This is a genomic window from Rasiella rasia (genome assembly GCF_011044175.1).
GTDB lineage: Bacteria > Bacteroidota > Bacteroidia > Flavobacteriales > Flavobacteriaceae > Marinirhabdus > Marinirhabdus rasia.
Map to the genome: position 1 here is coordinate 2,017,991 of NZ_CP049057.1, position 19,032 is coordinate 2,037,022.

General features: G+C 38.5%; 16 protein-coding genes. 7 read left to right on the top strand and 9 right to left on the bottom strand.

Annotated features, from left to right (window positions below):
• Nucleotides 1-252 precede the first annotated feature (252 nt).
• Together G5B37_RS09050 and G5B37_RS09055 are read right to left on the bottom strand one after the other, a co-directional pair.
• Complete coding sequence (locus G5B37_RS09050) at nucleotides 253-2,025, bottom strand: T9SS type A sorting domain-containing protein (RefSeq protein WP_164679716.1); 1,773 nt, start codon at nucleotides 2,023-2,025, stop codon at nucleotides 253-255.
• A gap of 321 nt (nucleotides 2,026-2,346) precedes the next feature.
• On the bottom strand, nucleotides 2,347-2,946 hold the full coding sequence (locus tag G5B37_RS09055; protein ID WP_164679717.1) for a hypothetical protein: 600 nt from the start codon (nucleotides 2,944-2,946) through the stop codon (nucleotides 2,347-2,349).
• A 174-nt stretch (nucleotides 2,947-3,120) separates the two neighbouring features.
• Here G5B37_RS09055 and G5B37_RS09060 point away from each other — a divergent pair, with 174 nt between their 5' ends.
• The 3 genes from G5B37_RS09060 (at nucleotide 3,121) to G5B37_RS09070 (ending at nucleotide 8,268) form a co-directional block, all read left to right on the top strand.
• Nucleotides 3,121-3,669, top strand: a complete 549-nt coding sequence (locus tag G5B37_RS09060) for an RNA polymerase sigma factor (protein ID WP_164679718.1) — start codon at nucleotides 3,121-3,123, stop codon at nucleotides 3,667-3,669.
• On the top strand, nucleotides 3,662-4,375 hold the full coding sequence (locus G5B37_RS09065) for a tetratricopeptide repeat protein (RefSeq protein WP_164679719.1): 714 nt from the start codon (nucleotides 3,662-3,664) through the stop codon (nucleotides 4,373-4,375). The genes G5B37_RS09060 and G5B37_RS09065 overlap by 8 nt, the downstream gene beginning before the upstream one ends.
• 68 nt (nucleotides 4,376-4,443) lie before the next feature.
• Entirely contained in the window at nucleotides 4,444-8,268 is a 3,825-nt protein-coding gene (locus G5B37_RS09070; RefSeq protein ID WP_164679720.1) for a beta strand repeat-containing protein, read from the top strand.
• On the opposite strand, the gene G5B37_RS09075 is transcribed toward G5B37_RS09070, so the two are convergent.
• Nucleotides 8,261-11,116 carry a CHAT domain-containing protein gene (locus G5B37_RS09075; RefSeq protein WP_164679721.1) on the bottom strand — a complete coding sequence of 952 codons (2,856 nt, stop codon included), beginning with the start codon at nucleotides 11,114-11,116 and terminating at the stop codon, nucleotides 8,261-8,263. The two genes, G5B37_RS09070 and G5B37_RS09075, sit on opposite strands and share 8 nt — an antisense overlap.
• 60 nt (nucleotides 11,117-11,176) lie before the next feature.
• A complete protein-coding gene (locus G5B37_RS09080; protein WP_164679722.1) occupies nucleotides 11,177-11,746 on the bottom strand; it encodes a DUF3109 family protein in 570 nt (189 codons plus the stop codon).
• 188 nt (nucleotides 11,747-11,934) lie between these two features.
• Here G5B37_RS09080 and G5B37_RS09085 point away from each other — a divergent pair, with 188 nt between their 5' ends.
• Together G5B37_RS09085 and G5B37_RS09090 are read left to right on the top strand one after the other, a co-directional pair.
• Nucleotides 11,935-12,516, top strand: coding sequence for a MarC family protein (locus G5B37_RS09085; protein WP_164679723.1), 582 nt, complete (start codon nucleotides 11,935-11,937; stop codon nucleotides 12,514-12,516).
• 11 nt (nucleotides 12,517-12,527) lie between these two features.
• A complete protein-coding gene (locus G5B37_RS09090; protein WP_164679724.1) occupies nucleotides 12,528-12,725 on the top strand; it encodes a hypothetical protein in 198 nt (65 codons plus the stop codon).
• 2 nt (nucleotides 12,726-12,727) lie between these two features.
• On the opposite strand, the gene G5B37_RS09095 is transcribed toward G5B37_RS09090, so the two are convergent.
• The 3 genes from G5B37_RS09095 to G5B37_RS09105 form a co-directional block, all read right to left on the bottom strand.
• Nucleotides 12,728-14,332, bottom strand: a complete 1,605-nt coding sequence (locus G5B37_RS09095) for a S41 family peptidase (RefSeq protein WP_164679725.1) — start codon at nucleotides 14,330-14,332, stop codon at nucleotides 12,728-12,730.
• A 10-nt stretch (nucleotides 14,333-14,342) separates the two neighbouring features.
• The gene (locus G5B37_RS09100) at nucleotides 14,343-14,765 is read right to left on the bottom strand and encodes a deoxycytidylate deaminase (RefSeq protein ID WP_164679726.1); all 423 of its coding nucleotides are present in this window, start codon (nucleotides 14,763-14,765) and stop codon (nucleotides 14,343-14,345) included.
• Between the two features lie 78 nt (nucleotides 14,766-14,843).
• Nucleotides 14,844-15,422 (bottom strand): HupE/UreJ family protein, encoded by a 579-nt coding sequence (locus G5B37_RS09105; RefSeq protein WP_164679727.1) that lies wholly within the window; start codon nucleotides 15,420-15,422, stop codon nucleotides 14,844-14,846.
• 151 nt (nucleotides 15,423-15,573) lie between these two features.
• Between G5B37_RS09105 and G5B37_RS09110 the strand changes: the two genes are divergently transcribed.
• Complete coding sequence (locus tag G5B37_RS09110; protein ID WP_164679728.1) at nucleotides 15,574-15,906, top strand: T9SS type A sorting domain-containing protein; 333 nt, start codon at nucleotides 15,574-15,576, stop codon at nucleotides 15,904-15,906.
• 57 nt (nucleotides 15,907-15,963) lie between these two features.
• Here G5B37_RS09110 and G5B37_RS09115 read toward each other — a convergent pair whose 3' ends face one another.
• Both G5B37_RS09115 and G5B37_RS15120 read right to left on the bottom strand, forming a co-directional pair.
• On the bottom strand, nucleotides 15,964-16,437 hold the full coding sequence (locus tag G5B37_RS09115) for a hypothetical protein (protein ID WP_263649774.1): 474 nt from the start codon (nucleotides 16,435-16,437) through the stop codon (nucleotides 15,964-15,966).
• 178 nt (nucleotides 16,438-16,615) lie between these two features.
• Nucleotides 16,616-18,397 carry a hypothetical protein gene (locus G5B37_RS15120; RefSeq protein ID WP_175017407.1) on the bottom strand — a complete coding sequence of 594 codons (1,782 nt, stop codon included), beginning with the start codon at nucleotides 18,395-18,397 and terminating at the stop codon, nucleotides 16,616-16,618.
• A gap of 105 nt (nucleotides 18,398-18,502) precedes the next feature.
• Here G5B37_RS15120 and G5B37_RS09125 point away from each other — a divergent pair, with 105 nt between their 5' ends.
• Nucleotides 18,503-19,027: an RNA polymerase sigma factor gene (locus tag G5B37_RS09125; RefSeq protein ID WP_164679729.1), complete on the top strand. Its 525-nt coding sequence runs from the start codon at nucleotides 18,503-18,505 to the stop codon at nucleotides 19,025-19,027.
• Nucleotides 19,028-19,032 lie beyond the last annotated feature (5 nt).

A 19,032-nucleotide genomic window follows, 5' to 3' on the forward strand; every position in this document is an offset into this window, starting at 1 on the left:
TTATATTTCAAACACTGGCTTGTTAACAATTTGGAAGATTGTCGTTGAAAACCCCTAGAGACACATAGCTAGCAGTGGCTTGGCTTACATTTACACAGTTAATTTATGTGGTCGTTTTTCAACACAAATTCTTGTAAAATTTCAGAAAAAAAATTGAAAAAAAATCGTTTTCATCAAAAAGCAACGTAAAATAAAAAATGAGCCGAAGGGAACTTCGGCTCATTTGCAACATACTACGAAAAAAATACAGGGCTATTGTTTAATAACCTTGTAGGTTCCTGACTGGTTATCTGAACGCACCTCTAAAAGATACACCCCAGCAGCCAATGATGCTGTGTTAATAGAAGTCTTATTACTTGCGCCTTCTACTTGTTCTAGTATTTTTGCTCCGGTAATTGTATACAGCGCTACACTACTAATTGTATTTTTAGTTTGCACATGTAACGTCTCCCTCATTGGATTTGGGAAATACGCCAAGCCTTCTAAGGCATTTTCGGCAGTATTTAAAATGATGATTTCCGTTTTTGCATCAAAATACAGTCCTTGGCCAAAGCCACCACCGCCACTAGTTCCGGCAAATGCCATACATGGCAAGTCGTCTGATGTTTCAGCAACGGCTGCTGGAAATCCTTCCCAAACATCTACATCTGTATCGCTCACGGTCTCTCCAGAAGGGAAACCAGCCCCATCATAAGTGCGAGAAGAAATAAAGTTGCTACTAGACGCATCTACAATTTGAAACGTATGGGAAAGTTGAATATCTGTTGCCGCGGCTGCCTTACGAATCCAAAGATCTGGTTGTACAGAGCTTTGGTTTGGAAGTGGCACACCATTGAATAATGATGTAAATGCTGCCCCATTTTCTCGTGTATACAGTCTAAATCGATAACCATCTGTTGTTCCAGCATCACGCTGAGAAGTAACTAGCAGTACATTATCTGTTGCCAATTCAGTTCGCGCTGCCTTTATAACCGGATTTACAGACTCTTCTGTTGCTCCAGTTGTAATTGTTTCTCTTGATGTCCAAGATAGTGGGTCGTTATAATCGCTATTTACATTTACATATAAGTTTCCTGAAGTTGCACCAGTATAGGTGGTGTAAATAGAGCCATTAAAACCGTACCCAAATGAAACTTGCTCGCCACATACACTGTCAATACTAACTTCGTCTGTCCAATCAAGTCCGTAACTGCCAGCAGTACTTCGAGCAGAAAAAACTTCGGTTGCACACCCCCCGTCATCTTTTAAGTATGTTGCAAATACACGTTGCGCATTTGTATTGGTCGGAAAATTTCTATCTACAGAAAAATCTGTAACATCACTCGAAATAACTTGTGCTACAAAATCACCTGTAGTGGTATTCCATCTCCATGCTTGAAAGTTTTCTGAATCTGTTGTTAAGTACATCAAAACATATTCGTCACCTGTACCACTTATAGTCACCATTTCCATTTTACGCATAGGCGCAGTTACATTAGCCGCCTGCCACTGCTCAAAAGTTTGACCTCCGTCTAACGATCTATATATGTATATAATGTCGAAAGCTCCTCCAAAATCGATATTGTTCTGATATGCAGAAATATAAATATCGCCGCTTTGAGTGACGTCTATATCTACACCTCCATCAATAAATTCATCTAGCAAAAGTCGGTCTGTATCCCAATCTCTTGTAGCTTCAAATGTACGAGGTTCTTGTATGATTTCTGGGTTGTGTATACCATTTACAGAAAGATTCTCCATAGTTTCAGGAAGAAGCCCTTCTGTAGATACAGGCTTATATAGGTCTGCAAAACGCGGATTGATTTCCTGCCAAGCTGCTTTAATTGCCATTCTATTGGCTTCTATTTGAAGCGGTGTTCCATAATTTTCTAAAGCCCTACCTTCTTCGTAAAGTTGATCTAATAATGCGGTTCGCTGCACTTGTGAAATTTCGGTCAAAGAGTTATTGTTTTGCGCCGAATCTGTTTGAGCAATACTACTGTGTAAACACAAAATGATTGCAAGCGAGGTAATAATTGTTTTCATGATAATCTATTTTAAATTTTCCTACTCTTATCGGGCTTTTCGGATACCGCCCTAGTAAGCCGCTTAATTTTCAATTCAAAAATAGGCTGAGTAAAATGGTTTTGTCATAGGTGCTCACTCCAAATATGGCTAGAGAATGACCTGTTTTATTTAGGGGGAAAGACCCCTATCGATACCATTCCTTAACTTCACACAATAAAAGTAGAATCTAGTCTTGATGCAACGTGGTAATTATGTGTCGCACTAAAGGAGTAAAGTAACATCATAAAAAAAACCGGAAGTTTTTAGGCTTCCGGTTTATTAATTTTCATTACTACTAATTTATTCTAGATCATCTAGGTCTAGTTCATCTATAGCATCCCAGGTTTCGTCTACATCCATATTGGTACCATTGGCTTGCAAATAAAATCGTTTGCCGTGCATGAGTTGAATGCTGGTATTGTTCGAATTCTTTTTGTATTCTTCCATAGCGCGCATATTATCCCTTTCAACTGTTCTCTTTATTTTATACTCATCTTCCTCCTCCATATCCATTGCCAACATCATTCTTGCTCCAGCAGTGGCAGACGCTCCTAATTCTCCTGCACCATCAATAATGTTTATTTTAAAAGTCTTGCTCTTGTCCTCGTTTTTATAAGTAGCTTCGATACTCGCAATTTTGAGGTATGCCGTTTGTCCAGCCTTGTAGCCTGTACGTTTCATTCCGTTTATACTTTCTGGAAGCCACGCTTTCATTTCTTCATTGGTTAGTGGTTCCATTTCTTGCAACTCTTTTAAATCGTCTCCCATTTTGGTAATTTCCTTGGAAGCCTTAGTTACATTTTGTACATTTTGCTTTGTTTCTTTAATTTTTTTTGAAACGGGATTGTCGCAAGCTACGACCATGATCATAGCTACACAGATTACAAATACTTTTTTCATGATTTACATTTAATGGTTATAAAATTTCAAGATACTAATTATCAATATATTAAATAGTACCCAAACGGGTAATCTTTTTTATTAGTGGAAATTTTTTGAGAAAGGTTAACATTTTTATAGTTTGGATACTCCACATAATAATTGGTACTTTTATAGACCCAACTCTAAGAATGTATGGAGCGCAGCCAAATTGATGCTTTTATTACCGACGATACAAGTACAATACAATCGTTGTATAAAGCTCACAGGGCCACATTTATAGGTTTCGGAAAAAAATACAATCTTTCTTCAGAAACCTTGGCAGACATCTATCAAGATGCTTTTGTTGCACTTCGGAAACAGGCACTTCAAGGTAATCTCTACAAGGTTAAAAGTTCGTTACGCACCTATTTATTTGGAATTGGAAAATTTATGATTTACAACGAACTAAAACGACAACAGAAATTTAGCTCCTATATAGAAAACACCAAACAAGAAGACATCCCCATTATTGAAGTTTCAGAAAAACACACACTTACAGTAGAGCAACAGTTATTAAAGGTACATTTTGAACAATTAGGAAAAAAATGTCAAGAAATGTTAACTATGTTTTATTACCGAGGACTAACAATTAGTGATATTGTTGCTACAACTTCGTATGAAAGTGAAAACGTAGTGCGCAGCCAGAAATCGCGATGTTTAAAAACATTAAAAGAAGCCATAAAGGCTCATAAAAATGAATAAAGAAGAACTTATAGAAAAATATCTGCACAACAATTTAGATCCCGATGCACTTACGGCATTTAATAATTTGCTGGCAGCAGATCCTGAGTTTGCCAAAGAAGTTACCTTTCAGCAGAACTTACAACAAGCAGTAATAGCGTCTAAAGATGCTTCTTTCAAAAAAACACTTCAAGACTTTGAACCCAAGCCAAGACAACGGCAAAAATTGGTTCGCACTATGCTTATTGCCGCCTCTTTTGCCATATTATTCTCATTAGGATATGGTCTATTTTTTTCGAAACCGAGTCCCTCAACATTATTTGCGGAAAATTTTGAGGCATACCCAAATGTAGTTCAGCCCATTATTCGCGGTACAACCACTACAGATTTAAAAACCGAAGCCTTTTTGGCCTATGAAAACAAAGATTACGACAATGCATATATAGCTTTTAACCAACTTTTTCAGGAAAGTGGAGACCCTTACGCCCTATTTTATGGCGGGTTAAGCGCATTGGCGAATAGGGACACTGCTAGCGCCAAACCTTTGCTGTCTGGATACTTAGCAAGAGGTGAGTTAAAATTTGAACCTGATGCAAAATGGTATTTAGCGCTTGCCTATTTGCAGGAAGATGCTACTTCATCAGCTAAAGAACTGTTATCCACATTAGCAGCATCTGGAAATGACTACTCTAAAAAATCGCAAGAATTGCTTGAGCAATTAAAATAATTATTAGGTGATGTTAACCTATTTCAGAATGTTTCCACTAAAGAGAAACCAAACTGAAATAATACATCATGAAGTATCAGAAAACACGTCTAAAAAGACCCCAATCTTTTAAGAACTTACCTAACCTATGTGTTTTTCTACTTTTATTTGGTACTGCTTCACTTACAGCGCAAGTTGGGATTAATACCACGGCGCCAGATCCGTCTGCAATGCTAGACATACAAGCTTCAGACAAAGGAGTGCTTATACCAAAAGTCTCGTTGGCCAATGTAACCACCACCACATTAGATGGCACCAATACAGCAGCAATGGGCTTATTAATTTACAATACAAATGCAGCGGTAACTGGAGGTGATGGTGTGGGGTATTATAGCTTTAACGGCACTACCTGGGAGAAATTAATCACGTCAGCATCGAGCGGATTATCTGATACCGATTTCTACGAAGAAGGAACAACCACGGCACCAGACGATATTAATGACGATATATTTACCTTCGGAAATGTTGCGATTGGGAAAAATACTGCAGATTATACCTTAGATTTAAATTTCAGCGGAAGCGGTAGAACTGCGAACATCAATAAATCTGGCGATGAAACAACTGATAATTATGGGCTCTTTGTGACCAATAGTACTACTGGTTCAGGATTTAAATATGGAACTTACAATACTATTACTGGAACTTCTTTGGGAAGTCACTTTGGCACCTATAATAAAATGGATGCACAATCGAACCAGCAAGTTTATGGTAGTTATCAAGATATTACAGGGCTTGGCAATGGTGGGCTCAACGCTACATTTAATTCAATAAGCGGTACAGGTGGAGGTGATGCTGCAGGGGTTACAAACGTTATTTCTACAGATAATGGACGGGGTCATTACGGTACTTTAAATACAATCACAGGCAATGCTGGTACTAATGAAACTGCTGGAACAAAAACAACCATAAATGTATCAGGCAACAGTGGTTTTAGGTATGGGAACATCAATAATATCACAAACAATTTTCAAGGCAGATCGTATGGTATAAGTAATACGTTGTTGGGGACTTCTATAAGCAGACAATACGGTATGGCAAATTTAATTTCCAATACTGGAGATGGTTTGCATTACGGAGTAAGTAATATCCTAGATGGCACTGGAGGTGGTGCTCATACGGGTACACTTAATGTGCTTAGTAATGGAGGAAACGGAATGCACATTGGAACAGACAATTCTATTCAATCTTTTGGTACAGGTACGAAAATTGCCACAAGAAACACAGTAAATAGTGGCGGTTCTGGGAGCAAATACGGATCTTATAATTTCATAAACGACGCTGGCACCGGGAACCAATACGGCGTGTATAGCGATGTGCCACGTGTTACGGGCTACGCGGGTTATTTTTTAGGACGCATGTATTTTGGAACCAACACCAGTAATGGCTATATCTTTCCTTCAACCCGTGGTACCAATGGACAAATTATGCAAACCGATGCATCAGGCAACATAGCATGGGTAGACCCAGCAAGCATTGCTGTTACAGAATGGACAGACAACGGGGCTTATTTATCGCCAGCAGATGGCGCCACCGAAGCTGTTAACTTAGGCGGAAGCACAAGCACAGACGGTAAATTAAACTCTTCCTCTACCTTAACCCGAAATATTACCCTCTCTACAGCTAGAAATAACGGTGCTACATCGTCAATTTATAATGAAAGTAGCAACCAAGGTACAGGTCTTGAAGCCAATAGAGCTATTCATAACATTTTGTCATCTGGTGGCAACGCATTTGATTATGGCGTGTATAATGAGTTTATAGGGGACGGTAGCGGGGGCCAATCTGGCGTATATAACTTAATTACCGCCACCAACAACAGCTCACAAGGTGTAAATACTCGAATAACAGGAGCGTCACCATCCCAAAATGTTGGAGTTCAAAATACCATTCAACAAAATGGAACTGGTGAAGCTTATGGGACGTTTAGTTACTTAACAGGTACTGGTACTGGGAATAAATACGGAAGCCTAGTAAGAATTCCCGATATCACAGGTGGTACCCATTACGGACTTTATTCCGCTGTTCAAAAAAGTGGAAGTTTTGCAGGTTTCTTTGCAGGTGATGTTGCTATTGGAACTCAAGAATATAATTCTGGAGCACCAGACTACTACATTCTTCCGGCCTCTAGAGGTACAAACAACCAAATTATGCAAACCGATGCAGCTGGAAATGTAAGTTGGATAGATCCTGCTAGTATTGCAATAAGTGATGCAGATTTCTACGAATATGGCACTACAACAGCTCCAGATGATATAAACGACAATATCTTTACCAATGGTGGGTTAGGTATAAATTACAACCCAAACGGCGCAGCCCTAGCTGCAAACGCACTTACAAACGACATCCCGATAGTTGCCAGAAAAGACATAAACAGCGAATCTACTTCTTTAAGCACCTCAGTGAGCTCGCTGCTAATTGGAGCCTATCCGTCGGGCATGACGGGTACGAGAAATTTATACCTATCTACAAATGTCTCAAATAGTAACGGAGGAGCAACGAATACAAAAGGTATAAACAATGTCATTAACGCAACAGATGTTCGGGTAATAGGTATGGAAACAGCAATTAACCTAACCGGAAATCTAAGTAGTTTTGATCATCAAGGACATACTATTTCTTTTGTGGGAACTGGAACAGGAAATAAAACTGGCTACTCCCTCTTTATGAATCAAAATACCGCTGGAAATAAAATTGGATTTAAGTCTGAACTCAATAATGGTCCTGGCACCAAAACTGGGGCACATTATTCTATAGGAGGAGCAGGCGCCTCGGAAGAAACAGGCGTTTATGTGGGCATATTAAACAATGCAAATGCCCCCGAACAAACCGCCTATAGCACCCAATTAGGCGCAACAGCTGCTAATATTCGAAAAGGGCTGGAGGTAGAAATGTACAACGGTACGGGAGGCACACAGTACGGAACCTATATTACCCTAGAAAATGGTGCTTTTGGTAATAATGCCAATTTGTACGGTACCTACATACAAATTCCTAGTGCAACGAACGCCAATGTACAATACGGAATCTATAGCGATGTACAGAAATCTACTGGCTTTGCAGGATATTTCCTCGGAAATGTTTCCATAGGTACATCTGCAGCAAACAACTATGTCTTGCCATCAACACGCGGTACGGCTAACCAAATTATGCAGACCGACGCATTAGGAAATGTTAGTTGGGTAGACAATTTTCCGGGGTATTGGTCTCGCACCGGAACCACCTTAGATGTGGCAACAGCAGGAGATGATATCAACTTTACAAGCGACCAAACCAGCATTACTTTTGCCCAAGCAGGAGCCACCCCAGAAACAATGCTATATATGTTTAATGCCGGAACTAATAACGCCGACAGAATGGTGCTCTCACAGTCGCCAGCGTTTCCAGGATGGGGACTTCAATACAGAGATAGTGGAGATAGTTTTGTTTTTAAAAGCGCATCGCAAGATCGAGTAGAAATTGATCTAGCAGGAATCTATCCGTTACGCGTATATGGAAGAGCGCGTGCTGTAGATTTTGAGTCTAATACGGCTACGTATCCAGATTATGTGTTCGAAAACTATTTTGAAGGTGTTTCAGAAATTAACCCCGCATATAATTTTAAGACCCTTTCCGAAGTAGAAAAATTTATAAAACAAAACGGCCATTTGCCTGGTGTAAAGGCCTATGAAGAAATAAAAGCCGCAGGCATGAAGATTAGCCTTTCAGAAACAACTATAAAAAATCTAGAAAAAATAGAAGAGCTATTTCTTTATTCTATAGAAATTTCAAAAGAAAATAAGCTTCTAAAAGAACAGCTCGCGGCACAGGAAAAACGCCTGGAGAAAATTGAAAAACTACTCAACCAAACTAACTAGCTTTTTTTGCCTTTCTGTAGCCATACAGACCAAATCCTACCAAGACAAGCACACCCCCAAAAATCATATAGTTTGATAGTTGGGGGTTGCTTTTTACAGGTGATACGTCACCAGAAATTACAAATCCCGCCCAATAGTATGGATGTTTTAAATTTTTATTAGTCGTGTTAGTTACATAATCTAATTTAGCATTACGCAAAGCAACATCCTTTGGCTCGCCAGCCTCTAAATGTTCGTAAAACAACACCATAAGCTGGGCAGTTTGGGCATCTGGTACCTCCCAAAGACTCATTACAGTACTTTGTGCTCCTGCATATGTAAACGCCCTAGACAAACTCATAACACCTTCGCCGTTCTCCACAGAGCCATAACCTGTCTCGCAAGCACTAAGCACTACTAATTTGCTTTTAATTTGGTTATTATATATCTCAGAGGCGGTGATACTTGTATCTTTCAACAAAAATTTGCTGTATAGAGAATTTTCGGCATTGGTACTACCGTGCAATGCCACATGTAAAATTTCACTCTTCTTTCCTTGCTCAAATAATGCTTCTTTTGTTGCCTCTTGATTAAAAAAAGTGTTGCCTTGAGTTAACTTCGCAATAGTTTTAATTTCCTCTACACCTTTAGGCAACTGCTGTGCTCCAACATAAGCAACTCCAAACCCAGACCAATAGGTGTCAAATTTAGAAATGTGACGTTCAGATTTATTCCATAAGCTTAGTGCCGCCTGATATCGTATAGAATGTTGTTCTAGCAGCATTTCTTCTTTAGTATTGACTAAAATTTCAAAAGGAATAAACGCCAAAAAGCCATCTGTAACAATGGTGATTTCACGCTTACTGGGGTCTACATCTACTATGTCTAACAAATCTGACAACTCTGTAACCTCAGCATTTATTGGGTCTCTAGCAATGAGTTTATCTCGTAAGGTTGCCACAGTGTTTTTTATGCTTGCCGTAGCGGCTAATTTTTTTGCGACTATTTTTTCTGAAGTAATACTAAACATATACACATCATTTTCTCCAACAAAATATTGAAAAAGCTGTTGTTGCTTGTTCATGGTTTGACGTAATTCTGAAACCGAAACAGCTGCAACTTCTTGAGCCTTTTCTGAAGACAATGCGGTGTAACTTGCAATGGCTTTGTCTAATTGCCTTGAAACGGTCACCCTATGATTTAATAAACTGTCTATTGTCTCTTTGTTTGGCGACGTGGCAGTTTCTTCGTAAAACAACTCTTGATTGGCTCGTGCCCATTGTTGTCTTAATTTTACCACATTCTGAAAATAAGTAGACGCCTCTTTACTCACCAAATTTTGTTGCACCGCCTGGCGCTCTTCTACCAATACGCTGTTCGTGTTTAGTTGCACAAGTTCTAAAGCCTTCTCGAAAAAATGAGGCTCATTGTGTTGGGTGTATTCTGAGTAACAAAAAGAGACAGCATTGCTAATAGTCTTTCTTGTAGTATTTGCAAAAAACACTTTTGCCTGCTGACTGTGGTAAAGTCGTCTTACAAATTTTATAAGCGCAATTTCCTCGTCTATTATTTTTAGTTTATCAGACGTATCGGCAATTGAAAATTGCAAACTAAGTGCTTCCAAAGCTACAAAAGGCGCGGCGAGCAAATTTAAATCATTAGCATTGTACTGCGAGCTTTCTAATGCCTCTTTAAGGGCACGTGTTGCCTCTTGGCTATTATTCATGGCAAGATATAGCTTTGCTTTGTAGAGGTGTGTTTCTGCCACAAATTCGTGTTTATCGCCATAAACAACACTGTTATAAGTGCTGCTTTTTTCTACATAGGGCAGGGCTTCTGCCCATTTTTTATTAGCCGCTAGCACATCACTCATTACTAGGTACGCATCGGCGAGATCGAGTTTGTTATCTACTTGCTCTCCTATAGAAATTGCTTTCTTAATCGCTATTTCAGCACTATCTATTGCTTGCGTTTTTAGCAATAATTCTGCTACGTCTGTATAGCTCTGTGTGGTCCATCTGTGAGTTTTTCCGTAGTACTTCTCGCGAATATCTAGTGCCTTAAACGCAAACTGTTTCGCTTTTTCAAATTGGCCCAAATCTTTATAGATAGAACTATTACTTTCGTACACAAAACTCATCTCAGGGTTATCTGCTCCGTAGGTTCTAATTCCTTCAGTATGCGCTAGCGAAGTATATTCTTCGGCTTTAATAATATTGTTATTTCTGTTGTGTGTATTAGCCATGGCAAGATAGACCGAAGGTAAAAAACTGGTTTTTGGATCGTTTGTTTGTTTAAGATAATCTATGGCGTTATTGTAAATTGTTAGCGCCTCGTTGTAACGACCCAAATCTTCGTAAACAATACCAATGTTGTAAGCAGAAATTGCAAGTTGCTCTGCAGACGCTTTTAATTTCTTTTTTAAATTATAAGAGGCAAGGTAATAGTGAAGTGTACTATCTAATTGGGATTTAAAATAATACCCCACCCCAATCAAATTATCTGAAGCAGCCATACTTTTTCTATCATCAAGCATTGTATAAATGGCCTTGGCTCTTTTGGTGGTTGCAATACTCTCTGCATACGTCCCTAAGTCTATCGCAACGCGGCTTTGCATGTAAAGCGCTTCTGCATAATAGAATGGAGTTTGCGCACTGTCTATTTTAGAAAGCAGCCAATTGTTTAAGTCGTAGGCAGATGTATAATTTCCTTCTTTTTTAAGCTGAAAAGTTTGTTGAATAACACTTTGTATAGCTGTTGTATCTAACACCGTTTGTTGGTGTTGCTTCTGAATCTTTTCTACGGAAATTTCCTGGGCATAGGCACATCCATACCACAATAAAACTATAAAAAGTAACTTGTTGCGCATCTAAACTGAAAATCTCCTAAAGGTACTATTTTCAGGTAAAACTCTTTTTATGAACTATTGCTATGGGTTAGTATCTGCTGCAACCTTTTCTAACTCGGCATACCAATGTGCTCCAAATCTTCGAACGAGGGCGTCTTTAACAAACTTATACACAGGTACTTTAAGTTCTTTTCCTAGTGTACAAGCATCATTGCAAATTGGCCATTTATGGTAATTCACGGCAGCAAACTCACTATAATCTTGCACGCGAACCGGGTACAAGTGGCAAGAAATTGGTTTCTTAAAGTTTACTTCACCTGCGTTATAGGCGTCTTCAATACCGCAACTTGCAATGCCAGTATCGGTAAAAGTGACATAGGCACATTCTGCACCGTTTACAAGCGGAGTTTCAAGGTCACCTCTTTCCGATTGTATATGGGTTCCCTGTGCCTCAATAGCGGCAATGCCTTCTTTTCGTAAAAAGGGTTTTACCTTTGGGTAGATTTCTTGCAGAATAGAAACCTCTTTTTCGGTAACAGGGGCTCCAGCCTCACCAGCAATGCAACATTCGCCCTTGCAAGCACCTAAGTTGCACACAAATTCTTTCTCGATGAGATCTTCAGAAACTATTGTTTTTCCAAGTTGAAACATGACGCAAATATAAGCTGATTTTCATTCTAGCAAGAATTGTTCTGCAATGATTTCAGCTAAAACAATTATACGTTCAGCCAAAAAGAAAAAGCAAAAGACACTTACTCCTAGCTAGGTTAAACGCCCAAAAAAGTCTAATTTTGCAGCCAATAAAACCTTTTTAAAAGCCCGTGTTGACGGATTAAAAAATGAACTTCAGTTTTAAAGAAATAGCTACTGCCACCATGGTACTTTTTGCGGTAATTGACATTGTAGGAAGTATTCCTATTATCATCTCCCTAAAAGAAAAATCTGGGACTATAAAAAGTGGTCGTGCCTCTATAATTGCGGCTGTGGTACTTATTGTCTTTTTATTTATTGGTGAAGAAATTTTAAAGCTAATTGGTATAAACGTCTATGAATTTGCGGTTGCTGGTGCTTTTATCCTGTTTTTTATTGCTTTGGAAATGATCTTAGGCATTAAGCTTTTCAAACAAAATGAAGAAAATCTTGAGATGGCAACGGTCTTTCCTATTGCCTTTCCTATTGTTGCTGGGCCTGGTAGTTTAACTTCATTACTTTCACTACGCGCAGAATATGCGCTGGAGAACATTATTGTTGCCATTGTAGTAAATGTGGTGGTGGTATTTATTGTACTGCGTACGTCTGGAAGTTTACAACGTTTTTTAGGTAAAAATGGAATTGCAATTATTGAAAAAATCTTTGGTGTAATTCTCTTGGCTATAGCCGTAAAGCTCTTCACCTCCAACATTCAAGAATTATTTAATTAAGAATTTTAGACATGAAACTATTTATTTACATCGTTATGGCTATAGCAGCAGGGTTGCTAATCTTTAACGCCACCCAAATAAATTATGATGCTCCGTTTACGGGCGATAGTGTGGTAGCTGCTATTTGCGTTTTGGCTGCAGCTTGCGTAATCCTATTACTGTGGATTTTGCGCACGTCGCTTCTAATACAAGGAAAAACCAAACGGTAAGCTTATTCTTCTAGAGTAGGGGTAAGTACGCCTTCCAGTTCTAGTACCTTCTCTAGCATCGGGTCACCCTGATTGATGATCATTTCAAAGGCATTTGGACCGTAAAGTTGTTGTGCAATATTTGCTTTAATTGCTTTTTTAAGCTCTTCTTTATATTCGCTTAAATCTATACGCGCCTCACTTAAGCGAGCATATACAATAAACTCTTCCGCCAGTTCTGTGTCTATTTCGTAACTGCGATTAAACTCTTCAAAAGAAATGTTGGCAAAATCGCTTCTTTGCTTTTCAAGAAACTCGAATACAAAATAACCCATATAGCCGCTACGCGATACAAATTCAATTGTTTCGCTAGCTACGCTTGTATCTTTAGGCACAAAAACGTCTGGAGTAATTCCGCCGCCACCGTACACTATTTTCCCTTTGGGTGTTACAAACTTTAAGGAGTCTGCCACCTGAATACTATCTGCACTTAGCAATTCGCCATTTCGATATCTATTTTCATATTCGTTGTAGTAGGCTTTGTTCCCATTTCCGTAGGGCTTCTGTATAGAGCGCCCTGTAGGCGTATAATAACGTGCAATGGTAAGCCTAACAGCACTTCCATCGCCCAGTGCCATTTCACGTTGTACTAGTCCCTTGCCAAAAGAGCGTCGCCCAATAATAATTCCTTTGTCGTTATCTTGAAGTGCGCCTGCCACTATTTCGCTAGCAGAGGCCGAATTTTCATTAATAAGGACGTAAATTTCTCCTTTCTGAAAATCTCCTTTGCGAGTAGCGTAGCTTTTGTTTTCGTCTCCGTTTTTGTTTCTGGTGATTAAAAGAAGTTTGTCTCTCCCTAAAAATTCATCCAGAATTTGTTCGGCTGTATAGATATAGCCCCCAGGGTTATCACGCAGGTCTAACACTAATTTAGAAATTCCAGCATCATTAAGTTCTTCTAAGGCATCGTCAAATTCTTCGTGAGTTGTTTCAGAGAAACGATTTACTTTTATGTACCCAATGTCGTCGGTAAGTTTGTACGATGCGTCTACACTTAAAAGAGGTACATCTCTTCGCTTAACGGAGATGGTAAGCAGCTGCTTATCTTCTGGTCTATAAATTTTCAGCTTTACTTTAGAACCCTTATTACCTTTAAGGTAGGCGGCAATACTATCGCGGTTAAAATTTTCACCGTATAAAGGAACGTCGTCTGCAGATAGAATTCGGTCACCACCTCTAATGCCTGCACGATCTGCTGGTCCGCCTTCTATAGGTCTAATTACTGCAATGGTATCGTTATGCGGATAAAAACTAATGCCAATACCTACAAAATTACCTCGCATATCATCTGCGTTGTCTTCGTAAGCATCTACCGGAATATATACCGAATGTGGATCTAGATTTTCAAGAATACCATTTACGGTTACATCTACAATACTATCTGTATTTACTTGATCTACGTACTCGTAATCTATGTAATCTATAAGGCGATTTAGCTTGTCTTTCTTGCTGTTGGTTGCAAAAATTTTCTCTGTAGTATCGTTAAAATTTAGTTTTGAGCCAATAACAACCCCTATCGCCAAGACGACTCCAAAAAGTAACGGAAGATAGGTTTTGTTAAAGCGCATAGTATAGATTCTAATCTTCTAACTGAGTAATTGCAACACCAGCTTTCTTTAAAAATCGAACGCCAGAGTCATCTTTATATTGGTCTTTATAGACCAGTCTTTTAATTCCTGCCTGATGTATTAGCTTGCTGCATTGTTGGCAGGGTGACATGGTAATGTACAGCGTAGCTCCTTCACAAGATTGGGTAGAGGACGCCACTTTCAAAATAGCATTGGCCTCTGCATGTAATACGTACCATTTGGTATACCCCTCATCATCTTCACAAATATTTTCAAATCCGCTAGGCGTACCGTTATATCCGTCGCTAATTATCATTTTATCTTTCACAATAAGCGCGCCAACTTGTCTACGCTTGCAATACGAAAGTTTACTCCACTCTTCGGCCATTTTTAAATAGGCGCTATCGTATTGTTTTTGTTTGCTATCTGTCATATAAAAAGCTAAAGTAGCGTGAAGTTAGAACTTGATAAAATATTGGTTGTTAAATAGTGCTTAAAGTTACAGTTTCTACTAGAATATCCAGTTTTCCATGAGCATTGGAATTGCCAAAATAAGTACTACTGCGGAAAGCGTCACTACCCAATATTGCCGCTTTAGCTTTAACAATTCTTGTGCAACATAACCTAACATCACTACAAAAGACGCAATAATTACCTGCGCTATTTCAATTCCTAGTGCAAATTCTAATAAATGTACAAAGATGGCGCCTTCGTTAATCATATTAAAGTAGCCTGCAAAACCAAAGCCGTGCACCATTCCGAAGAAAAAAGTAAGAATCGTGAAATAGAGTCCTGCGTTGCTAAGCCTTTTCCTGAATGCGTTAATAATAGACACCAACGCAGTTGCCAGAATAGTGACTGGTATTAAAAATTCTACCCAATCGCTTGGTACTGCAACCACCTTATAAACTGCCAATGCTAAACTTACGCTGTGTCCCAGTGTGAAAAATGTTACAAGTAATACCATACGCCGCCATGTTTTAACAGTATGACTTGCACATAGGGCGATTATAAAAAGGGTATGGTCATAGGCATTCCAGTCTAAAACATGTTCTAAGCCTAATTTTATGTAAAACCAAAAATCTGACATTGAATTAAATTTTTGTAAATTTAAATGAAATCAATTTTAATTAGGGGAGATGATTAAAAAACTACTTTTTGTGCTGAGTATTATTTACTGCAGTACAACATTTTCGCAAGATTCAGAATTAATTAAAACATGATGGTTTCTTGAAAAAATAGTGATTTCTGGAGAAGAAATTTTTCCACCTGTCAACGAAGAGGTCCCAAATGTGAACAATGATGTTGCTTTTTATCAAAACGCAGTGCTCGCTACCAACGAAGAAGCATCGTTAAGGCTTAACATCTCACCTAATCCAGCTTCAGATTACATTACTATAAAAGCAGATACTCCTATCGAGCACGTAAATATCTACGGAATAGCTGGCAACGTGCTATTTTCCGAAGTAAATCCATCACAAACAGTTAATATTTCAGCATTAACAGCCGGCATTTATTTTGTTGAAGTCATCGCAAATAACCACCGCAACATTCAGAAATTGATTAAAAAATAAAAGCCCCAGAAGTGTTTCTGAGGCGTTTACATTGGCTATCCAAACTACTTAAGTAGGCTATATTTTTACGAATGTTAGGAAATCTGTACCCCCATTTCCGCCACTCACATCGGTTAGTTCAATTTTGTTAGCACTTACCGTAATAATGTCCCAATCGTCGTTGAGGTCTTCAAAATCGTTGCTTTCTGGTACTGGAAAAGTTATGATAAAGTCATCGTCATCTGATGAGTTTCCATCGTCGTCGCTAGAAGAGTTACTGCTATCGTCTAGAACTGCCCAACTGCCCACTACTGAATTGCTTCCTTTTTCAGCTCGTAGTGTACCATCTTCTTCAAAGGTAAATACGTACCCTGTAAAATTAGATGTTTCATCTTCATCAGTATCAAAAAAGTAAGAAACACGCCAAGTGCCATTTACGGCAATATCTCGCACTAGATCTGCACTTGTTTCGTTGTTTGAGTTATTGTTGTCATCGCTAGAGCATGCTACAAAGGTTAATAGAATACCCAATAAGATTGTTGCTTTTTTCATTGTATTTTTTATGTTTAGTTTTTGTGATATTACGTTACTGTTGGTTTTCGCCAGCCTCTACAAATTCTACTTTTCTTTTTCAAAGCTGCCTGCTATTAACTGTATGGGGATTTGTTAAGTCTCTGCAGGCGCATTTGTTTTTAAATTTGTTTGAGACTGGCGCAACTCACCAACCAAATTATTGTTTTTCAAAGATTAATACATCTGTCCCGCCATTTCCGCCGCTTACGTCACGTAATTCAACTCGTGTTTCGGAGGTCATAATAACATCCCAGTCGTCGTTAAACTCGTCGAAAGGAACTCCTGAGAAATTTAGGTCTAATTTATTTCCAGCGCTTAGCACCTGCCATGTTCCATTGTTGGTATTGCTACCATTAGTAGCTACCACAGCGCCAGAATTTTGAAAATCTATAGTATACCCGTTATAATCTCCTGTCTCGTCATCGCCGTCGTCTGTATATAGTTGAACGAACCAAGTGCCGTCTTCTAAAATAGTCTCAAGATTCGCGGTTCCTCCGCCTCCACCTCCGCCAAAAGGTTCTCTTTCAAAGGTTAAAAAGTCTACAGAGCCATCGCCACCACTAATATCTTTTAATCTAATAATGTCGTTGGTAACTTCTAGTACATCCCAATCTTCTGCCAATTCGTCTAGCGGATCAATCACTCCAAAGTTCAGGTTTAATTCTAGTTCTGTCTCATCTCCAGCAGATGTAGACCAATTACCATTTGTAACACCTCCAGAGTTGGTTGCCGTAGCGGTATTGTTGCTTGCAAAATTGAAAACATAGTCTACATAGTCTGTTGTTTCATCGGTATCATCGAAAAAATAAGTAACATACCAATCTCCTGTTGTTAGTGCTGCTACTAAGGCCGTGTCGTTGATTCCTCCACCAGAACCACCAGAGGAGCAATTACTTTCAAAACGTAGGCGATCATCACCTAATCTTAAATCTACTTTACTTTCTCCTGGTTGCTGTTCAATTTCATGTAAGTTCCACGTATCATTAAAATCTGGAAAAGCAGGCACTGTGATTTCAACTGAAATATTATTTCCACTACCTGTGGCAGACCAAGTTCCGTTGAAGGTGCTTCCTGCTCCATCGATACTAATATTTCCGCTGGTATCGAAATTAAAGGTATACCCAACATATACATCTTCTAAGTCGTTGTCGTTACGTTCTAATTTATCTACTTTCCAATCGCTACACCCAGTTAAAACATCTTCTAATTGTTGCGTAGTACAATTATTACAGTCATCATCGTTAGGGTCATTATTATCATCTTCGTCACAGGCGTCTGCTGCATCATTAATCGCTGCTTCTAATTCTTGGAAGTTGTTAATAGTAAGGGAGGTACCGTCAAAAAGTAGTACAGTAATCGGGAAATTAAACGTTACAATCGTGTTTGAATCTATATTCTCTAAGAAATTATAGAGTTGTTCGTCGCTTGTAATAACTACTGTTTCTATGAGTTCATTATTCTGATTAAAAATCGAAGCCGTAATAGGGTATTGTATATCGATACATTCAATATCATCGTCGTCTCCACTTCCGCATTGTAGGGCGGCGGCATTCAATTCTGCTTGGCTGTTAATAACCATTTCGGAATAATCTGACTTAACAATGGTAATAGGGAATTGAAACTCTAAGGTATCTACATCGTCTGTAAATTCATCAAAGATATCTTCTACAATCTGAATATCATCTCTGGTTTCAATTACAACCTCAATACCGTTGGCAATAACCGTAATGGGCAACTTAATATTGAAGCAACTCGCACCGTCTAGAATGTTGTCGTATGAACCGTCGTTTGTTGCAGTTCTTAGTAATAAATTAGCCACTGTATTTGCTAAGACTTCTTCCTCGGGGGTTTCAATGATTTCCATTTCTTCTTTACGACAAGAAAAAAGCGCAAGAGAAATAAGAAGTATTAATAAAATTTTGTTTTTAATTGATTTCATAGTTTTTCTTTTTGGGTTCTTTGCTAATAGAACAACTGATACTTAAAATCTCCTGAAAAAAAGTATTTTTTTTTATTTGTAGCTTTGTTTCAAACAACCTCACCAGTGGCAAACGATTTATATACAAACGTATGTGACAAGCATATTTTCTCAAAGCTCTATGAACAATACTCACAGAGTTTACATGATTTTATTTACTATAAATATGGAACTGGAGCAGATGCAAATGACATCATGCAGGAAGCCTTTATAAGTTTATGGGAGGCTTGTAAAAAAGTGACTCCGTCTAAAGCAAAATCATTTTTGTTTACCGTTGCAAATAATAAGATGCTGAATGAAATAAAACATCAAAAGGTGGTATTAAAGTATAAAAAAACACCTTTAAAAGAATATACCAACGAATCTCCAGAGTTTTTACTTCAGACAGATGAATTTTTACAACAATATCAAAAGGCACTTCAAAACTTAACCGAAGACCAACGAGTAGCATTCACTTTGTGCAAAATTGAAGGGAAAAAACACAAAGAGATTGCAGAACTGCTAGACGTTACTCAAAAAGTTGTTGAGTATCGTATTTACAGTGCCTTTAATGCGCTAAAAAAAGAATTAAAAAATTTCAATATAAAATAATCAGG